The sequence below is a fragment of the Roseovarius sp. B-10 genome, assembly GCF_056859295.1.
Genome location: NZ_JBSXOE010000030.1, coordinates 129,642 through 151,148, shown reverse-complemented (window position 1 = coordinate 151,148; position 21,507 = coordinate 129,642). Strand labels below are relative to the sequence as shown.

The 21,507-nt window shown below is 69.4% G+C and carries 16 protein-coding genes; 8 read left to right on the top strand and 8 right to left on the bottom strand.

Going from position 1 to position 21,507, the window contains the following annotated elements; all coding sequences use genetic code 11:
• Positions 1-2: 2 nt before the first annotated feature.
• Entirely contained in the window at positions 3-164 is a 162-nt protein-coding gene (locus AC13D8_RS08380) for a hypothetical protein (protein WP_482968474.1), read from the bottom strand.
• A 150-nt stretch (positions 165-314) separates the two neighbouring features.
• Here AC13D8_RS08380 and mgtE point away from each other — a divergent pair, with 150 nt between their 5' ends.
• The 8 genes from mgtE to AC13D8_RS08340 all read left to right on the top strand — a co-directional run bounded on the left by mgtE (position 315) and on the right by AC13D8_RS08340 (position 7,241).
• Complete coding sequence (gene mgtE / locus AC13D8_RS08375; RefSeq protein ID WP_129431690.1) at positions 315-1,712, top strand: magnesium transporter; 1,398 nt, start codon at positions 315-317, stop codon at positions 1,710-1,712.
• The gene (locus tag AC13D8_RS08370) at positions 1,709-2,266 is read left to right on the top strand and encodes a 5-formyltetrahydrofolate cyclo-ligase (protein ID WP_482968473.1); all 558 of its coding nucleotides are present in this window, start codon (positions 1,709-1,711) and stop codon (positions 2,264-2,266) included. Before mgtE ends, AC13D8_RS08370 begins: the two co-directional genes overlap by 4 nt.
• Before the next feature lie 38 nt (positions 2,267-2,304).
• The gene (locus AC13D8_RS08365; protein WP_482968472.1) at positions 2,305-2,775 is read left to right on the top strand and encodes an OsmC family protein; all 471 of its coding nucleotides are present in this window, start codon (positions 2,305-2,307) and stop codon (positions 2,773-2,775) included.
• 76 nt (positions 2,776-2,851) lie between these two features.
• On the top strand, positions 2,852-3,664 hold the full coding sequence (locus AC13D8_RS08360) for a TIGR00282 family metallophosphoesterase (protein ID WP_482968471.1): 813 nt from the start codon (positions 2,852-2,854) through the stop codon (positions 3,662-3,664).
• A 155-nt stretch (positions 3,665-3,819) separates the two neighbouring features.
• Positions 3,820-4,560 carry a YebC/PmpR family DNA-binding transcriptional regulator gene (locus AC13D8_RS08355; protein WP_104018047.1) on the top strand — a complete coding sequence of 247 codons (741 nt, stop codon included), beginning with the start codon at positions 3,820-3,822 and terminating at the stop codon, positions 4,558-4,560.
• A gap of 55 nt (positions 4,561-4,615) precedes the next feature.
• Positions 4,616-5,209: a LysE/ArgO family amino acid transporter gene (locus tag AC13D8_RS08350; RefSeq protein WP_482968470.1), complete on the top strand. Its 594-nt coding sequence runs from the start codon at positions 4,616-4,618 to the stop codon at positions 5,207-5,209.
• Positions 5,210-5,296: 87 nt separating this feature from the next.
• On the top strand, positions 5,297-6,223 hold the full coding sequence (locus AC13D8_RS08345; RefSeq protein WP_482968469.1) for a pirin family protein: 927 nt from the start codon (positions 5,297-5,299) through the stop codon (positions 6,221-6,223).
• A gap of 88 nt (positions 6,224-6,311) precedes the next feature.
• Positions 6,312-7,241 carry a DMT family transporter gene (locus AC13D8_RS08340; protein ID WP_482968468.1) on the top strand — a complete coding sequence of 310 codons (930 nt, stop codon included), beginning with the start codon at positions 6,312-6,314 and terminating at the stop codon, positions 7,239-7,241.
• 173 nt (positions 7,242-7,414) lie between these two features.
• On the opposite strand, the gene AC13D8_RS08335 is transcribed toward AC13D8_RS08340, so the two are convergent.
• The 7 genes from AC13D8_RS08335 to AC13D8_RS08305 all read right to left on the bottom strand — a co-directional run bounded on the left by AC13D8_RS08335 (position 7,415) and on the right by AC13D8_RS08305 (position 21,501).
• A complete protein-coding gene (locus AC13D8_RS08335) occupies positions 7,415-7,753 on the bottom strand; it encodes a TfoX/Sxy family DNA transformation protein (protein ID WP_482968467.1) in 339 nt (112 codons plus the stop codon).
• 3 nt (positions 7,754-7,756) lie between these two features.
• Positions 7,757-9,346 carry an FMN-binding glutamate synthase family protein gene (locus AC13D8_RS08330; RefSeq protein ID WP_482968466.1) on the bottom strand — a complete coding sequence of 530 codons (1,590 nt, stop codon included), beginning with the start codon at positions 9,344-9,346 and terminating at the stop codon, positions 7,757-7,759.
• Between the two features lie 108 nt (positions 9,347-9,454).
• Positions 9,455-13,183 carry a translocation/assembly module TamB domain-containing protein gene (locus AC13D8_RS08325; protein ID WP_482968465.1) on the bottom strand — a complete coding sequence of 1,243 codons (3,729 nt, stop codon included), beginning with the start codon at positions 13,181-13,183 and terminating at the stop codon, positions 9,455-9,457.
• Positions 13,183-15,012, bottom strand: coding sequence for an autotransporter assembly complex protein TamA (locus AC13D8_RS08320; protein ID WP_482968464.1), 1,830 nt, complete (start codon positions 15,010-15,012; stop codon positions 13,183-13,185). The genes AC13D8_RS08325 and AC13D8_RS08320 overlap by 1 nt, the downstream gene beginning before the upstream one ends.
• A gap of 62 nt (positions 15,013-15,074) precedes the next feature.
• Positions 15,075-18,173, bottom strand: coding sequence for an efflux RND transporter permease subunit (locus tag AC13D8_RS08315; protein ID WP_482968463.1), 3,099 nt, complete (start codon positions 18,171-18,173; stop codon positions 15,075-15,077).
• Positions 18,170-19,282 (bottom strand): efflux RND transporter periplasmic adaptor subunit, encoded by a 1,113-nt coding sequence (locus AC13D8_RS08310; RefSeq protein WP_482968462.1) that lies wholly within the window; start codon positions 19,280-19,282, stop codon positions 18,170-18,172. Before AC13D8_RS08310 ends, AC13D8_RS08315 begins: the two co-directional genes overlap by 4 nt.
• Positions 19,283-19,371: 89 nt before the next feature.
• Complete coding sequence (locus tag AC13D8_RS08305) at positions 19,372-21,501, bottom strand: ATP-binding protein (protein WP_482968461.1); 2,130 nt, start codon at positions 21,499-21,501, stop codon at positions 19,372-19,374.
• Between the last annotated feature and the right edge of the window lie 6 nt (positions 21,502-21,507).

Sequence of the window (21,507 nt, the reverse complement as noted above, 5' to 3'; positions counted from 1 at the left end):
GCTCAGCCGAAGAGTCGCGGCTTCAGCCTGAGAACTGTCTCGCCCATCTCGGCGCTGATCTCGCGTGCGACCCCGAGCGCGGCGTTGTCGCGCCCGTAACCGGGGCCAAAGGTCGCGTCGATGGCCTCGCTCGCATCGGAGAGACGGCGGGTCTGGTCGGTCATGGCGGTCTGCTCGCCGGGTTTTGCCGCCACATGGGGCAGGCGGGCCGGCTGTCCCGGCGCCGCGTGGTGAAAACGGGCTGCAACGCGATTGTTTTCACGCCCGCCAATCGCTAATCACGGGGTGCCGGAGCGGCGCAGAGGGAGGGCGGAATGGCCGAGACAGACAACGAACCGCTGCCCGGGGCCGAGACCGGCGAGGACGAGGGTCACCCGCTGAGCGAGGCGCGCATCGCGCGCATCATGGAGGCGCTCGACGCCGGTGACCGCACCCGGCTCTGGGCCGAGATGGAACCGCTCCACGCCGCCGACATCGCCGACCTGCTCGAACAGATCAGCGGCGGCGACCGGCGGCGGCTTATCGCGCTCTACGGGCAGGAATTCGACGGCGACATCCTGTCGGAACTCGACGAATCGATCCGCGAGGAGGTGATCGGCCTTCTGCACCCCGAGGTGCTGGCCGAGGCGGTGCGCGAGCTGGAATCCGACGACGTGGTCGATCTCGTCGAGGATCTCGAGGACGACCAGCAGGAGGCGATTCTCGACATCCTCGAGGCGTCCGACCGGCTCGCGGTGCAGCAATCGCTCACCTACCCGGAATACTCCGCCGGCCGCCTCATGCAGCGCGAGGTGGTCATCGCCCCCGAGCATTGGCGCGTGGGCGACGTGATCGACTTCATGCGTGGCGCCGAGGATCTGCCCGAACAGTTCTATCACATCATCCTCGTCGATCCGCGCCTGCACCCGGTGGGCAACGTCATGCTGGGCCGGATCATGGCTGCGCGGCGCGCCACGCCGCTGCGCGACCTGTTGGAGGAGACCTTCCACACCTTCGCCGTGACCGAGGAAGAGGCCGACGTGGCCTATGCCTTCAACCAGTATCACCTGATCTCCGCGCCCGTCGTGGACGAGGAGGGGCGTTTGGTGGGGGTCATCACCATCGACGACGCGATGATCGTGCTCGACGAGGAGCACGAAGAGGACATCCTGCGCCTCGCAGGCGTCGGCGAGGAGGGCGGCTTTTCCGGCCGCCTGACCGAGACCATCCGCGACCGGGCGCTGTGGCTTTTCGTCAACCTGCTCACCGCGATCCTCGCCTCGGTGGTGATCGAGCAATTCGCCGAGACGATCAACCAGATGGTGGCGCTGGCGGTGCTGATGCCCATCGTCGCCTCGATGGGCGGCAACGCGGGCACCCAGACGATGACGGTGGCGGTGCGCGCCCTGGCCACCCGCGACCTGACGCCACGCAACGCGCTGCGCATGGTGCTGCGCGAACTGGTCGTGGGTGGTGCCAATGGCTTGTTTTTCGGCGTGTTGATGGCCGGGGTGGTGGGCCTGTGGTTCGGCGTGCCGCTGCTGGCTGCCGTGATCGCGGTGGCGATGCTGCTGACGCTGGTGGCCGCCGCGTTGGGGGGCATCGCCATCCCGATGACGCTCGAGCGGTTCGGCATCGACCCGGCGCTCGCCTCGGGGCCGTTCGTGACCACGATCACCGACGTGGTGGGCTTCTTCGCCTTCCTCGGGCTCGCCTCGCTGGTGCTGCTGTGAGCGGGTTGGCAGAGCGCAAGGCCGAGGCGCGCAAGGCCGCCTTCGCCCGCCGCAAGGCGGCGCACGCGGCGGGGCATCCGGCCCCGGCGGCGCATCTCTCGGCGGTTCTGGCCGGCCATCGCGGCGTGCCGCTGGCCGGATATATGCCGATCCGCACCGAGATCGACCCGCTGCCCGCGATGGCCGAGGCGGCAGCACACGGCCCCGTCGCCGTACCGGTGATCGCGGGCACGGGCCTGCCGCTCGATTTTTCGCTGTGGGAGCCGGGCTGCGCGCTGCGCGAGGGGCCGTTCGGTGCGATGGTGCCCCAAGAGGACCGCTTCATCGAGCCGGAGATCGTGATCGTTCCGCTGGTGGCCTTTGACCGCAAGGGCGGGCGGCTCGGCTACGGCGGCGGTTTCTACGACCGCACGCTGGAGCGGCTGCGCGCCCGCCGCCCGACGCTGGCCATCGGCTTTGCCTGGGCCGCGCAGGAGGCGGAGGGGCTGCCGCTCGAGCCCACCGACCAGCCGCTCGACATGATCGTGACCGAGGATGGTGTGATCGCGTTCTGAGCGGATGAGGACAGTCTGGAACGGAGGGGAACGCAGCCATGGCCGAGCACGATTATACCGCCCGTGTCGTATGGACCGGCAACCGCGGCGAGGGCACGCGCCATTACCGGGGCTACGACCGGACATGGAATGTCGAGACCGAGGGCAAGCCGGTCATCCATTGCTCCAACGACCCATTGCTGGGGGGTGATCCGACCCTGCACAACCCCGAGGACATGCTGATCGCCGCGCTGTCGGCCTGTCACATGCTGTGGTTCCTGCACCTCGCGAGCGATGCCGGGATCACCGTCACCGCCTATGCCGACGAGCCCGTGGCCGTGGGCGAGACCGACGCGGCAGGCGCAAGCCGCTTCCTGCGCGCCATGTTGCGGCCCCGGATCACGGTGGCGCGCGGCACCGATCTGCAACGGGCGGATGCGCTGCACGCCCGCGTGCACGATTTTTGCTTCATCGCCCGGTCGGTGAATTTCCCGGTCGAGTACCGCGCGCGCTACCGCGTCGGGGATTGAGTATGCGCGGCAAGATGAAGGGCGGACGGCCATTCACCCGCTTGCCCTCGCACGCGCCTGCGCCTAACAGGGGCGCATGAAGATACTCTTTCTCGGCGATGTAATGGGGCGCGCGGGGCGCGCGGCGGTGGCAGAGCGGCTGCCCGGCCTGCGCGACACTTGGGCGCTCGATTTCGTGGTCGTCAACGGCGAGAACGCCTCGGGCGGGATGGGGCTCACGGCGGCGCATGCCAAGGGGCTGCTGGAGGCCGGGGCCGACGTGGTCACGCTGGGCGATCACGCCTTCGACCAGAAGGACATGCTCCAGGAGGTCGAGCGTAACGAGCGGGTACTGCGCCCGCTCAACTATGCCAAGGCCGCGCCGGGGCGCGGCGCGCGCGTGTTCTCCGACCGGCGCGGGCGTCGCGTGCTGGTGGCGCAGGTGCTGGGCAACGTGTTCATGCGCCGCGCCTTCGACGATCCGTTCTCGGCCATCGACGCGACGCTGCGCAGCCATCCGTTGGGCGGCGCGGTGCAGGCGGCAGTGGTCGATGTGCATTGCGAGGCGACCAGCGAAAAGATGGCGATGGGCCATTTCTGCGACGGACGTGCGAGCCTCGTGGTGGGCACCCATACCCATATCCCCACGGCGGATGCGCAGATCCTGCCCGGCGGCACCGCGTTCCAGGGCGATGCGGGCATGTGCGGCGATTACCATTCGGTGATCGGCATGGACAAGACCGAGCCGATGCGCCGCTTCGTCACCGGCATGGGCCGCGAACGGTTTACCCCGGCGATGGGGGCGGTGACGCTGTCGGGGGTCTATCTCGAGACCGACGATGCCACCGGCCGCGCCACCCGCATCGAGATGGTGCGACAGGGCGGGCGCCTGCCGCAGGCCGGACCCTGAGTTGGCCGACCGGCTGCGCCTGACGGCCCTGCTGCAGCCGCGCCCGCGCCTGGCTAGCCGGCCGACCCGCCCGGCACAGTGAGTTTGGGGCGTTGCCCCGCGCGCCGACAGCGGATAAAAGACCCCAGATTTCCAGCATCCGACAAGAGGACCTCATGGCCGGCCATTCCAAGTGGGCGAATATCCAGCATCGCAAGGGGCGGCAGGACGCCGTCCGGGCAAAGCTCTTTTCCAAGTTTTCCAAGGAAATTACCGTCGCCGCCAAGATGGGCGACCCGGACCCGGAAAAGAACCCGCGTCTGCGCCTGGCCATCAAGGAGGCCAAGGCGCAGTCGATGCCCAAGGACAATATCGAGCGCGCCATCAAGAAGGCGAGCGGCGGCGACGCCGAGGATTACGAGGAAATCCGCTACGAGGGCTATGGCCCTGGCGGCGTGGCGGTGATCGTCGAGGCAATGACCGACAACCGCAACCGCACCGCGTCCAGCGTGCGCTCGACGTTTTCAAAGAACGGCGGCAACCTGGGCGAGACCGGCAGCGTCGGCTTCATGTTCGAGCGCAAGGGCGAGGTGATCTACCCGGCCGATGCCGGTGACGCCGACACGGTGATGATGGCCGCCATCGAGGCAGGCGCCGAGGATGTCGAAAGCTCCGAGGATGGCCACGTGATCTGGTGCGCCGACACGGATCTCAATGACGTCTCGACCGCGCTCGAGGCCGATCTCGGCGAGAGCGAATCGACCCGGCTGGTGTGGAAACCCACCACCACGACCGAGATGGACCTCGAGACCATGCAAAAGCTGATGAAGCTGATCGAGGCGTTGGAGGATGACGACGACGTGCAGCGCGTCACCACCAATTTCGAGGCCTCCGACGAGGTGATGGCGCAGCTCTGACCATCCGTGCTGCGGGGCCTGTCCGGCTCGGTCCGCAGGCAAGAAGGGGCAGAACATGCAGGCAGCGGTGGCAGGCTTCGCGCTGGGGTTCTCGTTAATCCTCGCGATCGGGGCGCAGAATGCCTTCGTGCTGCGGCAGGGCTTGCGGCGCGAGCATGTGCTCGCCGTGGTGCTGGTCTGCGCGCTGTCGGACGCGGTGCTGGTGGCCGCCGGGGTCGCGGGGTTTGGCGCGCTGGCCGAGGCGGTGCCGGGGCTGGAGCGCGTGATGCGCTATGGCGGCGCGGCCTTCCTGCTGGTTTACGGCGCGCGCGCCTTCTTCGCCGCGTGGCGCGGCGGCGAGGTGCTCGAGGCGGGCCCGGGCGCGGGCAGCCGCGCACGCGCGGTGCTCACCTGTCTCGCGCTCACCTGGCTCAACCCCCATGTCTATCTCGATACGGTCGTGCTGCTGGGCTCGGTCTCTGCGCAATACGAGAACCGGCTGGGATTCGGCGCAGGCGCCGTCGGTGCGAGCTTCGTGTTCTTCTTCTGCTTGGGCTTTGGCGCGCGCCTGCTCGCCCCGTTCTTTCGCCGCCCCATGAGTTGGCGGGTGCTCGACGCACTGGTGGGGGCGGTGATGTGGACGATCGCGGCGGGGCTGCTGCTGGGCTGAGGGTTGCACAGGCGTTGTGCGGCGGCGGGGCTCAGCATGTCGGCGCGATCGTGCTAGCCTTGTCCCGTTCAGCAAGGAGGACACGCGATGAGCTGGAACCCCGGACTGGAACCGAAATGCCCCGCGGCGGACGAGGTGGACGCCATCGAGACGGTGATCGTGCCGCGCGCCCGCGATATCGGCGGCTTCGCGGTGCGCCGCGCGCTGCCCGCGCCGCGGCGGCAGATGGTCGGCCCTTTCATCTTCTTCGACCAGATGGGCCCGGCAGAGTTCCTGACCGGGCAGGGCATCGACGTGCGCCCGCATCCCCATATCGGCCTCGGCACGGTGACCTACCTGTTCGAGGGCGAGTTTCAGCATCGCGACAGCCTCGGCACCGACCAGATGATCCATCCCGGCGCGGTCAACTGGATGGTGGCGGGCCGCGGCGTCACCCATTCCGAGCGCACCAGCGCGGCCACCCGCCGGGGCGAGAGCCGCCTCTTCGGTATCCAGACATGGGTGGCGCTGCCCGAGCGCGAGGAAGAGCGCGCCGCCAGTTTCGAGCATCACGGGGCGGACGCGCTGCCGGTGCTGGACGATTCAGGTGCACAGGTCCGCCTCATCATGGGGCGGGGCTGGGGCGCGCGCGCGCCGGTCCACACCTTCTCCGAGATGGTCTATGCCGATGCGCGGCTTGATCCGGGGGCGGCGCTGCCGCTGCCCGACGATCACGAGGATCGCGGCATCTACGTGGTCGCGGGCACGGTCGAGATCGCCGGGCAGGTATTCGAGGCCGGGCGGATGATGGTGTTTCGCCCCGGCGACCGGATGTCCCTGCGCGCGGGCGAGGGCGGCGCGCGGCTCATCGTGCTGGGCGGCGAGACACTGGCGGGACCGCGCTATATCTGGTGGAATTTCGTGGCCTCAAGCCGCGAACGGATCGAGGCGGCCAAGGCGGATTGGGCTGCGGGCGACCGCGCGCGCTTTCTCCTGCCGCCGGGCGATGCGGACGAGTATATTCCGTTACCCTGAGCCATGCATTCGCGCAAGCCCGGCCTTGCGCCCCATGCATGGCAAACCGCGCCCCGCGCGCTCGACAGTTCGTGCAAGGCGTGAGTTAATGCCATCCATGAGCGCGAACGTGGGTATTTCGGCGGAGGCCGCCGCGCGCCCCGGCTGGGGCGTATTCTGGATGGTGGTGACGGGGCTCCTCTTCGTGGGGGTCACGGCGCTCGTAAAGGTGCTGGGCACGCGGGTGCCTGCGCCGCAGGCGGCATTCCTGCGCTACGCGATGGGACTGGTCTTTCTCCTGCCGATGCTCGCCACGCTGCGCGATCTGCGTCTCGACCGGGGCACATGGGGCCTCATCGGCGCGCGCGGGGCGTTCCACACGGCAGGGGTGGCGCTATGGTTCTACGCGATGGCGCGCATCCCGATCGCCGATGTCACCGCGATGAATTACCTCTCGCCCATCTACGTCACGCTGGGTGCGGCGCTCTTTCTGGGCGAGCGGCTGGCGGTGCGGCGGGTGATGGCGGTGGTGGTGGCGCTCTGCGGGGCGCTGATCATCCTGCGCCCCGGCTTTCGCGAGGTCGGGGCGGGGCACATGGCGATGCTGTTCACCGCGGTGTTCTTCGGCGGCTCCTACCTGCTGGCCAAGATGATCTCGGGCCGGGTGAGCGCGGGGGTCGTTGTCTCGATGCTGTCGATCTTCGTCACGGTGGGTCTCGCGCCGCTCGCCTGGGCGGTCTGGGTGCCGCCCACCACGTGGGAGCTGGCCGTGCTCTTTTGCGTGGCCTGCCTCGCCACCGGGGGGCACTACACCATGACGCTCGCGTTCCGTGCCGCGCCGCTGACGGTGACGCAGCCGGTGACCTTCCTGCAACTGGTCTGGGCGGTGATCCTCGGCGCGGTGGTGTTCGGCGAGGGGGTGGACCCGTTCGTGGTGCTCGGCGGCACGGTGATCGTCGCCTCCGTCAGCTTCATCTCGTGGCGCGAGGCGATGCTCAAGCGCCGCGTGACGCCGCCGGTGTCGGCCACAAAGGTCTGAGCGCCGTCCCTTGGTGGGGACCGGCCAAAAGGGCTGTGGGTCGCGACGGTTTTTGGTCTTGAGCGGACCTTCCGGTCTTGGCCCACTTGCGCGGAATCAAGGCGCGGAACGCGCCGCCGCGCAGCGCCAAATGCCCAACGACCGCTTCACTCCATATTCCCGGCGTCAGCCCGCTATCTCCTCACGCCCGTCCCGATCCTGTCGAGCTCGGCCTCGATCGCGGCATCGGGCTTCTCGCCGCCCGCGGCGACTCGCGCCTTGATCGCGTCGAACCGGGCGCGCAGCGCCGTCTTCTCGGCACCCTGGCAATCGTTCCACGGCCGACCCTGAAGCCCCATCACCATGGCATAATAGGCGATGAAATGCGGTCGCGCGCCGCTGCGCAACAGTGCCTCATAGCCCGCGTCCGCCCCCATCTCGCGCAGCATCCCGGCGCTGGTGATCCCGGCGCGGGCATAGGCGGCATCGGACGCGGGGCCGAGATTGCGGATCGACGAGACGGGATCGGGCATGGCTCAGGTAAAGGCGAAGGTATCGGCGTGGGCGCGATCCCAGTACTTTGCAAAAGCCGGATGGCTCACCTCGCCCGACAGCAATTCTCCCGGCTCCAGCCACAGGTACTGGCTGGCGGCCGAGCGCACCTCGCGGCTGCTGACGCGGATCATCAGGTGATGCGGGGTGAAATCCAGCGGGGATATCAGTCCCGAGGATTCCACCGCCTCCTTGAGTGCGATCATCGTGTTGCGATGGAAATTGGCGACGCGCTGATACTTGTCCGCCACCACCAGCGCGCGATACCGCCCCGGATCCTGCGTGGTGACACCCGTGGGGCACTTGCCCGAATGGCACACCTGCGCCTGGATGCACCCCACCGCGAACATGAAGCCGCGTGCGATATTGCAGCCATCCGCGCCGAGCGCGAACATCCGGCACATGTCGAACGCGCTGATCAGCTTGCCCGACACGATGAGCCGGATGCGATCGCGCAGCCCCATGCCGACAAGCGTGTTATGCACCAGCATCAGCCCCTCGCGAATGGGTGCGCCCTTGTGGTCGGCGAATTCCGCAGGCGCCGCGCCGGTGCCGCCCTCCGCTCCGTCGATGGTGATGAAATCCGGCGTGATGCCGGTCTCGTGAAACGCCTTGGCGATGGCAAAGAATTCCCACGGATGACCGACGCAGAGCTTGATGCCCACGGGCTTGCCGCCCGACAGATCGCGCAGCATTGCTATGAAGGCGCACAGATCCTTGGGCGAGGTAAACTCCGAATGGCCCGGCGGGCTGATGCAATCCTCGCCCACGGCCACGCCGCGCGCCTCGGCGATGGCCTCGCTTACCTTGGCCCCGGGCAGGATGCCGCCATGCCCCGGCTTGGCGCCCTGGCTGAGCTTTATCTCGATCATCTTGACCTGGTCGTCGGCGGCGGTTTCGGCGAAACGGTCAGGATCGAACGCGCCCTCGGGCGTGCGGCAGCCGAAATAGCCCGAGCCCACCTGCCAGATCAGGTCACCGCCATGCTTGCGGTGAAACCGCGAGATCGAGCCCTCGCCGGTGGTGTGGGCGAATCCGCCGATCCGTGCCCCCCAATTGAGCGACTCGATGGCATTGGGCGACAGCGCCCCGTAGGACATGCCCGAGATGTTGAGCGGCGAGGCGTCGTAAGGTTTCGTGCAGTCCGGCCCGCCGATGCTGTGGCGGAAATCATGGCTCTCGAGATGCGTCGGCGCCATCGAATGGTTGATCCATTCATGCCCGATCTCGTTCACGTTGCGCAGCGTGCCGAACGGGCGCAGTCCCTCGATCCCCTTGGCGCGGCGATAGACCAGCGCGCGCTGCTCGCGTGAATAGGGGGTCTCTTCGTGGTCGCTTTCCAGGAAATACTGCCGGATCTCGGGGCGGAAATGCTCGAAGATAAAGCGCAGCCGCGCCGAGACGGGATAGTTCTTGAGCACCGCGCTCCGGGTCTGGAAAAAATCGTAGAGTCCGATCAGTGCGACGATCCCGGCAATCCCCGCAAGCAACCCGCCCCAGAACGGCAGCGCGGTCGCGAGCCCGATCCCCGCCGGTATCAGGACAAGACTGATGATGAGCGGAATGTAACGCAAGTAACCCCTCCCAAGGTTCTGGCCGATCCGAATACTGTTGCAGATTGCCGCTCGGGAAGGCGAGTCATTTCTGCCCGGAAAACGGGCAGGTGGCAGGCAGGACGCGCCTCAGTAATCCTTCTCGAAGAACAGCCCGATCCCGGTATCCCCGTCATTCGACGCACTGCCCTTGGCAGTCAGGTTGCGTGTGAGGTCGAGGTTGAGGTTAATCATCTGCCGTCCAGCGCTGTCGGCGGTGACCTCGGTATAGACGTTGTCCGAGATATAGGCCCCGGCGCTCACCTCGGTGTCGCCCTCGGCGGTCTGCGTCACGTCGAGATCGCTCAGCCCGAAACCGCCGCGCAACCGCCCCACCAGATCGCCGCCCCCGCCCGAGAGCGTCGCCACCGCCGAGGCAAGCTGCGCGGCCTGCAACGGCGAGATATTGTCGAGCCCGCGCCCGAAGATGAGCCGCGCGACGATCTCTTCCTGTGGCAGGTCGGGGGAGGAAGCGAATGTCACCTCCGGTGCGCTCGCCAGCCCCTCGAGAATCACCCGCACCTCGACATCGTCGATCACCGTCACCGCGACAAAGCGCAGCCACGGGTCGAGCGAGCCCTGCATCGTCACGCGCCCCTCGGTCAGCTCCAGCCGCTTGCCCAGAATATCGAGCCGCCCCCGGCGCAACCCGAAGAAGCCCGCCGGCGCGACCGAAGCCGTGGTCCCGCCGACGCGCAGCCGCCCGCCAAGCTCGGCGTCGAGCCCGCGCCCGCGCACGAAGATGCGGGCAGGCGCGCTGATCGTCAGATCGACCGCGTAGGGGCGGGCAGGGGTCGCGCGCGCGGCCTCCGTCTCGATCAGCCCCGCGCGCGCCCGCGTGATCCGCGAGGCGGCAGGCTCGCCCACGTGGCGCAGCCCCGGCAGCGCGGCGGTATCGGGGCCAAGCCCCGAGGGGATGCGAATCTCGGTCTCCTGCAGAAATATCTCGCCGCCGATGCGCGCCCCGCCGATGAGCGGGCCGCGCACAGTCACCGTGCCATCCGCCGTTGTGCTATAGACCAGCCGGTCGGTCAGCACCGCATCGGCCAGCTCGATTGTCAGGTCGGCGTCATACCCGGGGACGAGCGAGATCGGCCCTGTCACGGCCACACTCCCGCCCTCGCGCAGGCGCGCGGTGAAATCGGTCTCCACCCGGTTGCCGCCCAGCCGCGCGGTGCCGCTCAGGTCGTCGATGGCCAGCCCGGCACCGGGCACCGATACCTGCGCGCCGCGCGCCTCGACGGTGCCCGCCAGCGCCGCCAGCCCCGGCGCGCCCTCCACCCGCAGATCGAACGCCGCATTCCCCGACAGCGCATTGGGCCGGATGGCACCGTTGGCCAGCGCCAGCGGCAGCTGCCCCGTGGCGGCGAGATCGAGCCGCGCGCCGTAATCGTGCACATCGCCCGACACCCGCGCCGTGGTTCCGCCCGGCCCCGTGGCGTCGAGCGCCAGCACGATCCTCCGCGCCTCGGGTCCGTGTAGCGCGACCGTGCCCCCCGCCGACAGCGCGCCGGAAAACTCGGGCAGGAACAGGCCCAGATCGGCCAGCCGCGCCTCAACGTGCACCGGCCCGCCCGCACCGTCATCGTGCGCGCTCAGCTCCAGTTGCGGGGTGGTGAGGGCGACATCGGCGATCTCGATGCGCTCGGGTGTGCGGCGCGCCTCTGCACTCAGGTTCAGCCGCCCGGCGATCAGCCGGTCAAGGTCGGCGATCCCGGTGGCAATGTCTTGCCCCTCGGCCTCCAGCGCGACCTCCAGCCGCTTGGCTTGCAGCGCGCCCTCGGCCTCCAGCGTGCCGGTGATCCGACCCCGCAGCGGCATCCCGGCGAGCGCGGCAAAGCGCGCGAGATCCTCTGCCTCCATGCGCAGCCGCGCGGTCACCGGCAGGCCCTCGGCTTCGGGCTTGACGCTGCCGGTGCCAGCGATCTCGGCCCCCATCGCCGTCAGTTCGACCCCGTCGAACGAGACCGCGCCGCCCGCCCACCAGCCGATCCCGCCTTCGAGCCGCGCCGGGCCGTCGAGGCGGCGGTCGCTCAGCCCCAGGTCGGCGATCGCCGCTGTGATATCGAGTGCGCCGCTTTCGCTGTCCAGTCTGCCCGAGGCGCTTGCCTCCAACGCGCTGTTGACGATTCTGAGCCGCTCCAGCGTGGTGCCCTGCGTGTCGCGCCGCGCCCTGAGCACGAGCCTGCCGGGGGGCGCGATCAGCGGGTCCACCTGCGCGATCCCGAGCGTCAGACCATCTGTCCCGGCATCGAGCGCCACGTCGAAATCCCCGCCCAAAAGGCGACCCGAGCCGGTGAGCGTAACCTGTGCCGCCCCCGCGAGGTCCAGCCCCGTCAGCTCGGCAAAGCGGGCGAGGTCGGTCGCGTCGATGCGGGCCGTGCCCTCGACGGGCAACCCCTCGGCCAGTGCCGCGATCTGGCCATTGGCCGCGAGGGTGACGTTGCCCGAGGCGACGCGCAGGCCGCGCAGTAGCAGGGGCTCGCCTTGGGTCCATTGCAGGCTGGCATGGCCCGAGAGCGCGGTGCCCGCCGCGCGGGCGAGGGCGGGATCGGCGAGGTCCAGCCCCGTGAGGTCGAACTCGGCCAGGGCGGTCACGCCGCGCGGGGCGCTGCGCTGCAAGGTGCCAAGACCCGACAGCGTGGCGCTGTCGAGCCTGAGATCGGCCTGCATGAAGTCGGTCAGGTCGATGCGCGCGCGCCAGCGATCGCCTCGGGCGGCGTCATAACTGGCCTCGATCATGGCCTTTTCCAGCGTGACGGCCGGGCCTGTAATGGGTAGGCGCACGGGGACCGTGCCATCACCGATATTGCCGGTGAGGTCGAACCGCACGGGCCAGCCCGCCGCATCGAGGGCGAGCGTGCCGTCGAGCGCCAGTTGCGCCGCCGAGAGGCTGAGCCGGTCGATATCGAGCGCACCATCCACGGCCCGTGCGCCGCTAAGCGCGAGTTCCGTGCGCCCGCCAAAGAACGGCCGGTACTCCTCGGCCATGAGCGGTGTGATGTCGCCGTCGAGCGCGACGTCGAAACGGGTGCCACCGGTCTCGTCCCCGTCGAGCGTCACGCGCCCCGTCAGCCGGTCGGTGCCGTCGGTGGCAAGCCGCAGGTCGGCCGCGTAATCGTCGATCGGGGCCTCGCCTTGCACCGAGAGCACGATGGCCGGGCTGTCGGGCAGGTTGAGCAGCGTGGACGCGATGCCGCCCGGCGCCTCGTCGAGCAAAAGATCCAGCGCCAGCACGCGGGTTTCGTTGTCAAAGCTCGCATCGAGCGAGATTTCGCCGCGCCCGTCGAGGCGGGTGACGTCGATCTCTGCCGTGCCATCACCGCTGCCGAGCGAGAGACTGCCGAACAGTTCCAGCCGGATTTCCTCGCCCAGAACGGGTGCGCCGAGGATCAAGGTATCGGCGCTGATCTCGCCGATATTGACCGACACGGGCAGGTCGGGCAGGGCAAAGGGCGTGGCCTCGGCATTCTCGGGGCTGATCGCGGGGCCGCCATCCGGCAGTCGTGCGAGCGTGATCTGCTCGGCGGTCAGGGCGTTGACCTCGACCCGGCCTGCCAGCAGGGCGGAGCGGCTCCAGTCCAGCGTGACGTTGCGCAGGCTGATCCAGATGCCGTCATCGTCGGCGATGGTCAGGCTCTGGAGACTGGCTCGGGACGAGAGCGCCCCGGCAAAGCCGGTGATCCGCACCTCGCGCCCGGCGCCCGAGAGGTTGTCCTCGATCGTGCGTTCGAGAAAGCCGCCGCCGGTCTCCTCCTGCGCCGCAAGCGGCGGGGAGAGAAGCGCGAGCGCCAGCGATATGCGCCACAGCAGTCGCATCAGAACGCCTGCCCGATGCCGACATATATCTCGAATGCCTGGAACGCGTCGTCGTCAACGGGCGTGGCGATATCGAGGCGGATCGGCCCGACGGTGGTGAAATACCGCGCGCCCAGCCCCGCGCCGCCATGCCATTCGCCCGTGCCGGTGCCGAGCGCGTCCTCGCCGACGAACCCGGCATCGGCAAAGGCCACGGCCTGCACGCGGTCATTCACCATTGCCCGCAATTCGCCCGAGACTCCGACAAAGGCGCGCCCGCCCACGGTGATGTTCGGGGCCAGATCGACGCCCAGCGATTGGTAGCCCTGTCCGCGCACCGTGCCCGCCCCGCCCGAGTAAAACAGCATGTCGGCGGGCACATCGACAATCCCCGCCCCGGCGACCGAGCCAAGCTGCGCGCGGCCCGCAAGCGTAAACCGCCCCGCATCGCCAAGCGTGAGATAGTCACGCAGATCGGCGTAAAATCGCGCGCCCCCTCCGCCCTGATCGAGCCCGGCGAATGGCGTGATCCCAAGCTCGAGATACAGCCCCTCCGTCGGGTTGAGCGGATCGTCGCGCCGGTCCCAGGTGGCGCTCGCCGGAAACAGCAAGTGCTGCACCTCGCGCTTGCCGAGATCGTCGGTGATCTCGGAAAAGCGAAAGGTGACGCCCGCCTCGGCGCTCAACTCGTCGGAAAACACATGGGTCAGCCCGCCGCCGATCTCGGCCTTGCGCTCGCGGTAATCGGGCTCGTTGCGCTCCTCGACATCGGCAAGCAGAAATGCGCCGGTGTCCGGGGTGAAGGTGGCGGGCCGGTCGACCCGCGCGCCGAGACGAAAATCCTCGCCACCGGAATCGCCGCCGATGCCCCCGATCAGCGCGTCGATGCGCAGCCGCTCGGCCCCGCCAAAGAGGTTGCGATGCAACCAGAATCCCGACAGCGTCACCCCTTCGAGCGACGACAACTCCGCGCCCACGCCGACGCGGCGGCGCTTGGCGTCGCTCACCCGCGCGTCGATATCGAGCGTGCCGTCGGCATTGGCGGCCTCTGCCTCGCTCAAACGCACCGAGCGGAACGCACCGCTGCGGCGCAGGCGGTTCGCGGCGTCATCCACCTCCCCGGGGGAAAACACACGCCCCGTGGGCAGACCGGCGATCTCGCGGATGCGTGCGGCGCGCACGCGGCTTGGGCGGTCGCCCTCGGTGATGCGCAACGCACCGAACCGCAGCCGCGGGCCGGGGTCGAGCGCAATGCGCGCATCGAGCCGCGCGCGCGGGTGATTGGCAACGATATCCTTGGCATCGACACGCGCCTTGGCATGTCCCGCCGAGCGCCAGCCTTCGATCCCCGTTTGCGTGGCCTCGGCGATGAGCCCCGCCTTGGCCAGCTCGCCCGACAGGAACTTGCCCGGCAGCCTGGTGCCGGGTGCGAGCGGCGTCACCTCGGCTACGCCGAAGCGGAACCCCGCCCCGCGCACCACCTCGATCGCCACTTGCCCGATCTCGTCGGGGGCCGACAGCGGCGGGATGTCGGCGGCCTCTTGGCCATCGACCCGGATCGAGATGATGCCGCCGTAATAGCCCTCGGCATAGAGAACGCTCAGCAGCCGCGCGTAATCGGCTTGCGCGGCGGCGAGCAGATCCTGCGCGGTGCTGTCCTCCCGCGCCACCTCACTCACCGTGAGCGAGGCGGCGCGCAGCCGCTCGGTGAATTTCTCCGGTGCCCGTGGTGCCGACAGGCTCACCTCCGCCGCGTGGGCGGACGGGGTGGTCAGCGCGGTTAGCGCCACGATCACCAAGACGATTCGGGCCGACCATTCCCGCACGACAGCACCCCCCACGGACACCATTTCTCTATCGCACCCGGGGCCACCGATGGCCAGACCCGTCGCCCGCCGCGATCGGCGAAAAATCACTCGGCGGGGTGCGCACGCTCCGAAATTTCGCGCTCCAGCGCCGCCTCCATCGCGCCGCGCGGGCGCGTGAACCGCGCCAGCAGGTCATATAGCACCGGTGTGACGACCAGCATCAGCACGGTGGCAAGGCTCAGCCCGGCGATGATGACCGTGCCCACGGCGATCCGGCTCTCGGCCCCCGCACCGCTGGCCAGCACCAGCGGCAGCGCACCCAGCACGGTCGAGATCGCGGTCATCATGATCGGGCGCAGACGCAGCACCGATGCCTCGATCACCGCTTCGCGCACGGCGTGTCCCTCGTCGCGTAGCTGGTTGGCGAATTCCACGATCAGGATGCCGTTCTTGGCGATCAGCCCGATCAGCAGGATGATCCCGATCTGGCTGTAGACGTTAAGCGACAGGCCCCCCAGCGTCATCGCGTAGATCGCCCCCGCCACGCCGATGGGCACCGTCAGCATGATGACCACCGGGTGCAGAAAGCTCTCGAACTGCGCGGCCAGCACCAGGTAGACGATCACCAGCGCCAGCAGGAACACCACGTTGGCCCCGCCCGCGGTGTCCTTGTAGGTGCGCGACTGCCCGTCATAACCCAGCTTGGCCTCGGCGGGCAGGATTTCGGCGGCGATCTCTTCGAGCTGTTCGAGCACGGTGCCAAGCTCGGCGTCGGGGGCGAGCGCGCCCGAAAGCTGGATCGAGGGCAGCCGGTCGAAGCGCCGCAGTGACGGCGCGGCAGCGTTCTCCTCCAGCGTGACCAGCGCACCCAGCGGCACCAGCGTCTCGCCGTCGCCCGCGCGCACAAAGATATTCCCGATATCCGTGGGGGTGCGGCGGTCCTCGTCCTCGGCCTGCAGCAGAACCGGATATTCGCGCCCACGGCTGACAAAGGTGGTCACCTCGCGCGACGCGAGCATGGTCTGGAGCGTGGCGGCAATCGCCTCGGCCGAGATGCCGAGATCGTCGGCCCGCGCGCGGTCGATCCCGATATCGAGCTGCGGCAGGTTTTCCTCGTAATTGATCTCGGGATTGACCAGCCCCGGCACGCTCTCCGCGCGGGCGAGCAACTCGGCGGCCCAGTCCTTGACGCTCTCGAAATCGGGGCCGCCGATGACCACCCGCACCGGGGTGGAACTGCCGCGCAGGCCCAACCCGGCGGGCGTCACCGGAAAGCCGCGCGCGATGGTAACGCGGCTCATCTGCGGGGCCAGCTCGCCCACCAGCGCCGAGACCGGGCGATCGCGCTCTTCCCACGGCGCAAGGCGGAACACCACGAAAGAGCGCCACGCCCGCCCGCCCCAGCCGGTAAAGGTGAACACGGTCGCAATTTCGCCCGAGGCGACATGCGGCTTCAGGATCTCCTCGACCTGCCGGGCGGCCATGTCCGAATGCGCGACGGTCGAGCCCTGCGGCGCGGTGAGCGGCACGAAGCCCACGCCACGATCCTCGCGCGGGGCCAGCTCGCGCGGCAACCCGTCATAAAACAGCGCCGCGCCCCCGGTGACCGCCAGCGCCACGCCCAGCACCACGAGCGGCATGGCAATACAGCGCGTGAGCAGCGCGCGATAGGCCCGCTGGATCAGTGGCGGGCGTCGCGGCGTGGCGTCGCCCGCCCCGCGCCGCGCCCGCGCCCGCAGCACCTTGGATGCCAGCGCCGGGCACGCAGTGAGCGCCACGAAGGTCGAGATCGCCACCGTGCCTGCCAGCACCCAGCCGAACTCCACGAACAGCCGCCCCACCTGCCCGGGCATGAACGACAGCGGCACGAACACCGCGATCAGCGTGAGCGAGGTGGCGATCACGGCGAAGGTCACCTGCCGCGTGCCGTTGAGGCTCGCCACCAGCGGCGTCTCGCCGTCCTCGATGCGGCGCTGGATGTTTTCCAGCACCACGATGGCGTCGTCCACCACCAGCCCGATGGCCAGGAGCAGCGCCAGCAGTGTCAGCGTGTTGAGCGAAAATCCCCAGATGCCGATCAGCAGGAACGTCCCGATGAGCGAGACGGGAATTGTAATCGCCGGGATCAGCGTGGCGGCACCCGAGCGCAGGAACACAAGGATCACCCCGATCACCAATGCGAGCGAGATGCCCAGCGCGATCACCACCTCGCGGATCGACGCGCCGACAAAGAGCGCGTCGTCAGAGCCCACGATGATCTCCATCCCCTCGGGCAGGGTCGGGGCCATCGCCGCGATCTCGGCGCGCACGGCGTTCGAGATGGCCAGCGTGTTCGACTGGCTCTGGCGCAGCACCCACATGCCCACCGCGTCGTTGCCGTTGGTGCGCACCACGGTGGAATCTTCGGCCACGCCCGGCTCCACCCGCGCCACGTCGCGCAGCCGCACCGGATAGCCCGCCACCCGGTCGATCACCACGTCGCGGAAATCCTCGATACTGGCCAGCCGGCTGTTGAGCCGCACGGTAAGCTGCCGGTTGTCGGATTCCACGTCGCCCGCGGGCAGTTCGATATTGGCCCGGCGCAACGCCGCCTCGACATCGGCCACCGTCAGGTTGCGCGCTGCCAGCGCCCGCCGGTCCAGCCAGATGCGCACCGCGAAGGGCCGGTCGCCCGCGATATCGACGCTCGCCACCCCCGCGACCGTGGCCAGCCGGTCGGCGATGAACCGGTCGATGTAATCGGTGATCTCGGCGGTGGTCATCCGGTCCGAGGTGATCGCGAGCCGCATCACCGGCGAGGCGTCGGCATCGCTCTTGACGACCTGCGGCTCCTCGGCCTCGTCGGGCAACGCGCCGCGCACGCGCCCCACCGCGTCGCGCACATCATTGGCGGCCACGTCGATATCCACCCCGGTCTCGAACTCGATGGTCACCCGCGACCGGCCCTGTCGGCTCTCCGACGAGATGGTGCGAATCCCCGCGATCGAGGCGACAGCGCCCTCCACCGCCTCGGTGATGTCGGTGTCGATCACCTCCGGCGCGGCGCCGCGATAGGTTGTGGTGACGGTGACGACAGAGTTGTCCACGTCCGGCAACTCGCGCACCGGCAGGTCGCGCAGGCTGGCCACGCCAAAGATGATGATCAGCAGGCTCGCCACCGCCGCGAGAACAGGGCGGCGCACGGCGATGTCCGACAGCGTCATGTCGGCGCCTCGCCGGTTCCCGCATCGTCCCCGGCGGTGGCGTCGCGGTCGCGCGCGAGGATATCGATCGGCGCGCCGTCGCGCACCCGCTGCAGCCCGCGCACCACCACCTCGTCCCCGACGACCAGCCCCGAGGTCACCGCGATCACCCCGTCGCGGCGCTGCCCGGTCTCGACCGCGCGCCGCCGGGCGATACCGTCCTCGGCCACGAACACATAGGTCTGCGCGGCCTGGAACACGATCGCCTCCTCCGGCACGACGATACGCTCCGCCTCGTCCAGCACCAGCGTCAGCGACAGGAACATGCCCGCGGGCAGCGTGCTGTCACGATTGGGAATAAGCGCGCGTGTCAGGAAGGACCGGCTCACCGGGTCGATACGGCTATCCACCTCCGAGATGGTGCCCTCGAAGCGGCGGTCGGGAAAGGCGGCGGCGTGCGCGATGATCTTTTGCCCGCGCGCCACCTGCGCAAAGACCGTTTCCGGCAGGCCGAATTCCACCTCGACCTCGCTCAGGTCGTCGAGCCGCGCCAGCACCTCTCCCTCGGTCACGCGCGCGCCCACGTCATAGGCGGTCAGCCCCACCACGCCGTCAAACGGCGCGGTGATCACCCGGTCGTCGAGCCTGCGTTGCGCGCGCTCGACCCGCGCCTGCGCCTCGGCGCGCCGCGCCACCGCCTCCTCCACGGCGGCAACCGAGACCGCGTTGGTCCTGCGCAACTGGCGCAACCGGTCGAGCGTGCTCGATTGTTCCTTGAGCACCGCCTCGGCCTCGGTGAGGTCCGACTGCTGGATCGAATCGTCGAGCCGCGCCAGCACGTCGCCCTTCTTGACTCGGCTTCCCGGCGCGATGTCGAGCGCCACCAGTCGCCCGTCGGTCTCCGGCACGATCTCGATCGAGCGGCGCGCGCGGGTGGTGCCGACGGCCTCGACGGTGCGCTGCATCACCCGCGTCTCGGCGGTGGCTAGCTCGACCGTCGCCGCGCGCGGGCCGCCATCGCCCTGCGCCGCGCCGGGATCGGTGGCGTATTCCGATCGCCAGTAGCCATAGCCGCCATAGGCCAGCCCACCCAGCACCGCGAGCACGATGAGTTGCCTGAATACGGACATGCGGTGACGGTCCCTTGCCGGTGCGCGTTTGGTCGTGGCCGATGAGTAAACCTACTGCGCCCGCGGCGAAAGGCAACTCCGCGTGAGCGTCAGGCCGCGAATCCGTGCTGCCGAAGCGCGGCGCGCGTTCGGCGCCACAGCGTCGGCAGCCCGTCGCACAGCGCGCGCGCCCGCGCCTCGTGCCCGGTCTCCAGCGCCGCCTCGATCTGCTCCAGCCGTGTGTTCAGGGCCGTGGCGCCACAGGCCCCGGCGGTCCCTGCGAGCCTGTGGATACGCCGACCCAGATCGTCCGGCATACCCGCCTCCAGATCGGCCAGCAGCGCCTCTGCCTCGCGCCCCAGCGCCGCCATCGTCCCGGCCATCTGCGCCTCGGACAGGACGGCCTGCATCTGCGCGATGTGCGCCGCGTTCACGAGCGCCTCGTCCCGTGGCACCTGCGCGATGAGCGCGCGCAGCGCGGCCCGCGACAGCGGCTTGACCTCGATTGCGCAGGCCCCGGCCTCCCGCAACCGCGCCACCGTGCGCGCGCCGTGATAGGCGGTCAGCGCGACGATCCGCGTGGCCGCATTGGGGCCGCCGCCCTCGCGGATGCGCCGGGTCGCCTCGATCCCGTCGAGCCGCGGCATGTCCACATCCATCAGGATCAGGTCGAAAGCGGCCTCGTCAGCAGCCCGGACCGCCTCGATCCCGTCCGCGGCCAGCACCACCTCGTGACCGTCGCGCTCCAGCATCGTCCCGGTCACCGTGCGGCTTGCCGGGGTGTCCTCGACAACCAGTACGCGCAGGGTGCGGGGCAGGGGGGCGGCACCCGCCTCGGGCTGCACCTCGCCGTCGCTCCTTGCCGGCGGCAGGGGCACCCGCACCGTAAAGATGCTGCCCGCGCCGGGGCTGCTCTCGACGTCGATATGCCCGCCCATCGCGGACACGATCCGCCGCACGATGCCAAGCCCCAGCCCGGTCCCACCGGCCTCCTCCTCCGCGCCCGCAACGTCGCGATGGGGCAGGCGGATGAAGTCCTCGAAGATCGCCGGTTGCTCGGCCTCGGCGATGCCGATCCCGGTATCGTGCACGGAGAATACCACCGCGTCGCCGGTGTCGCGCCGCGCCGACAGGGTGATGGTGCCCTCGCGGGTGAACTTGATGGCGTTGGCCACGAGGTTGAGCAACACCTGCCCCAGACGCCGCGCATCGCCGACCGCAGTGCCCAGACGGGCCTGCGCGGGATCGAGCCGGAGCGTGTTGCCACGCGCCTCGGCGGCAATCCGCTGCCCCGCCACCAGATCGGCGAGCAGCGCATCCAGATCGAACGGCGCCGGGCGCAGCACCGGCGCATCGCCGGGCGGTCCCAGCCCCCCCAGCGCCTCGTCGATATGGGTGCGCAGCGCCTCGCCGCTCAACCGCATGAGCCGCACGTGATCGCGCTGATCGCTGTCGAGATCGCTGTCCTCCAGCAATTCGAGCGCGCCCAGCAGGCCATTGAGCGGGGTACGCATCTCGTGGCTCGTCATGCCCAGGAACCGCGCGCGCGCCTGCTCGGCGGCCAACGCCTCCTCGCGCGCCGCCGCCATCGCCGCCTCGGCCCTGAGCCGCCCGCGATAGAGCCGCCACAGCAGCACCAGCAACAGGAACAGCGCCACGAACATCAACGTGCTTAGCGCCGTGAGGGTCACGATCTGCGTGGTCAACTGCCTGCGCTCGGCGTCCGAGCGGCGCGCGTCGATGGCCAGCGCGGCGGCGGCGATCCGGCGAATGGGCGGTGTCATCCACGCCGCCTGCGCCTCCAGCACCCCACGGGCCGCCACAAGGTCCGCGTCGCCGCCGTCGATCAACGGGATCATCTCGTCGAGGATCGCCATCACCTGCGCCACGTCGCCCGCCGCCTGCGAGCGCGCCAGCATGGCGCGATAGGCGGGCGCGTTGCGCAGCGTCGTGGTACGGCTATAGAGCAGATCGAACCGCTGCCGCACGGCATCCGGCGCCTCCGGGTCAGCGCGGCCGAGAGTCTCCAGCGCCAGCCGGAACTTGAGCTGGTCCACCTCGATCTGCGAGATGGTCCATTGCAGGTTGTCATCGCGTGCCGTGCCATACTCGCCGATCCGCGCCAGCACATGCGAGGTAATGGCCGCCGCCGCGATCATGCAGCCGATGGCGAACATCGCCAGCAGCGCCAGCGCGAGCCGCTCGCGCGCGGACAGACGGTGATCCTCGGTGCCCTGCATTCGTCG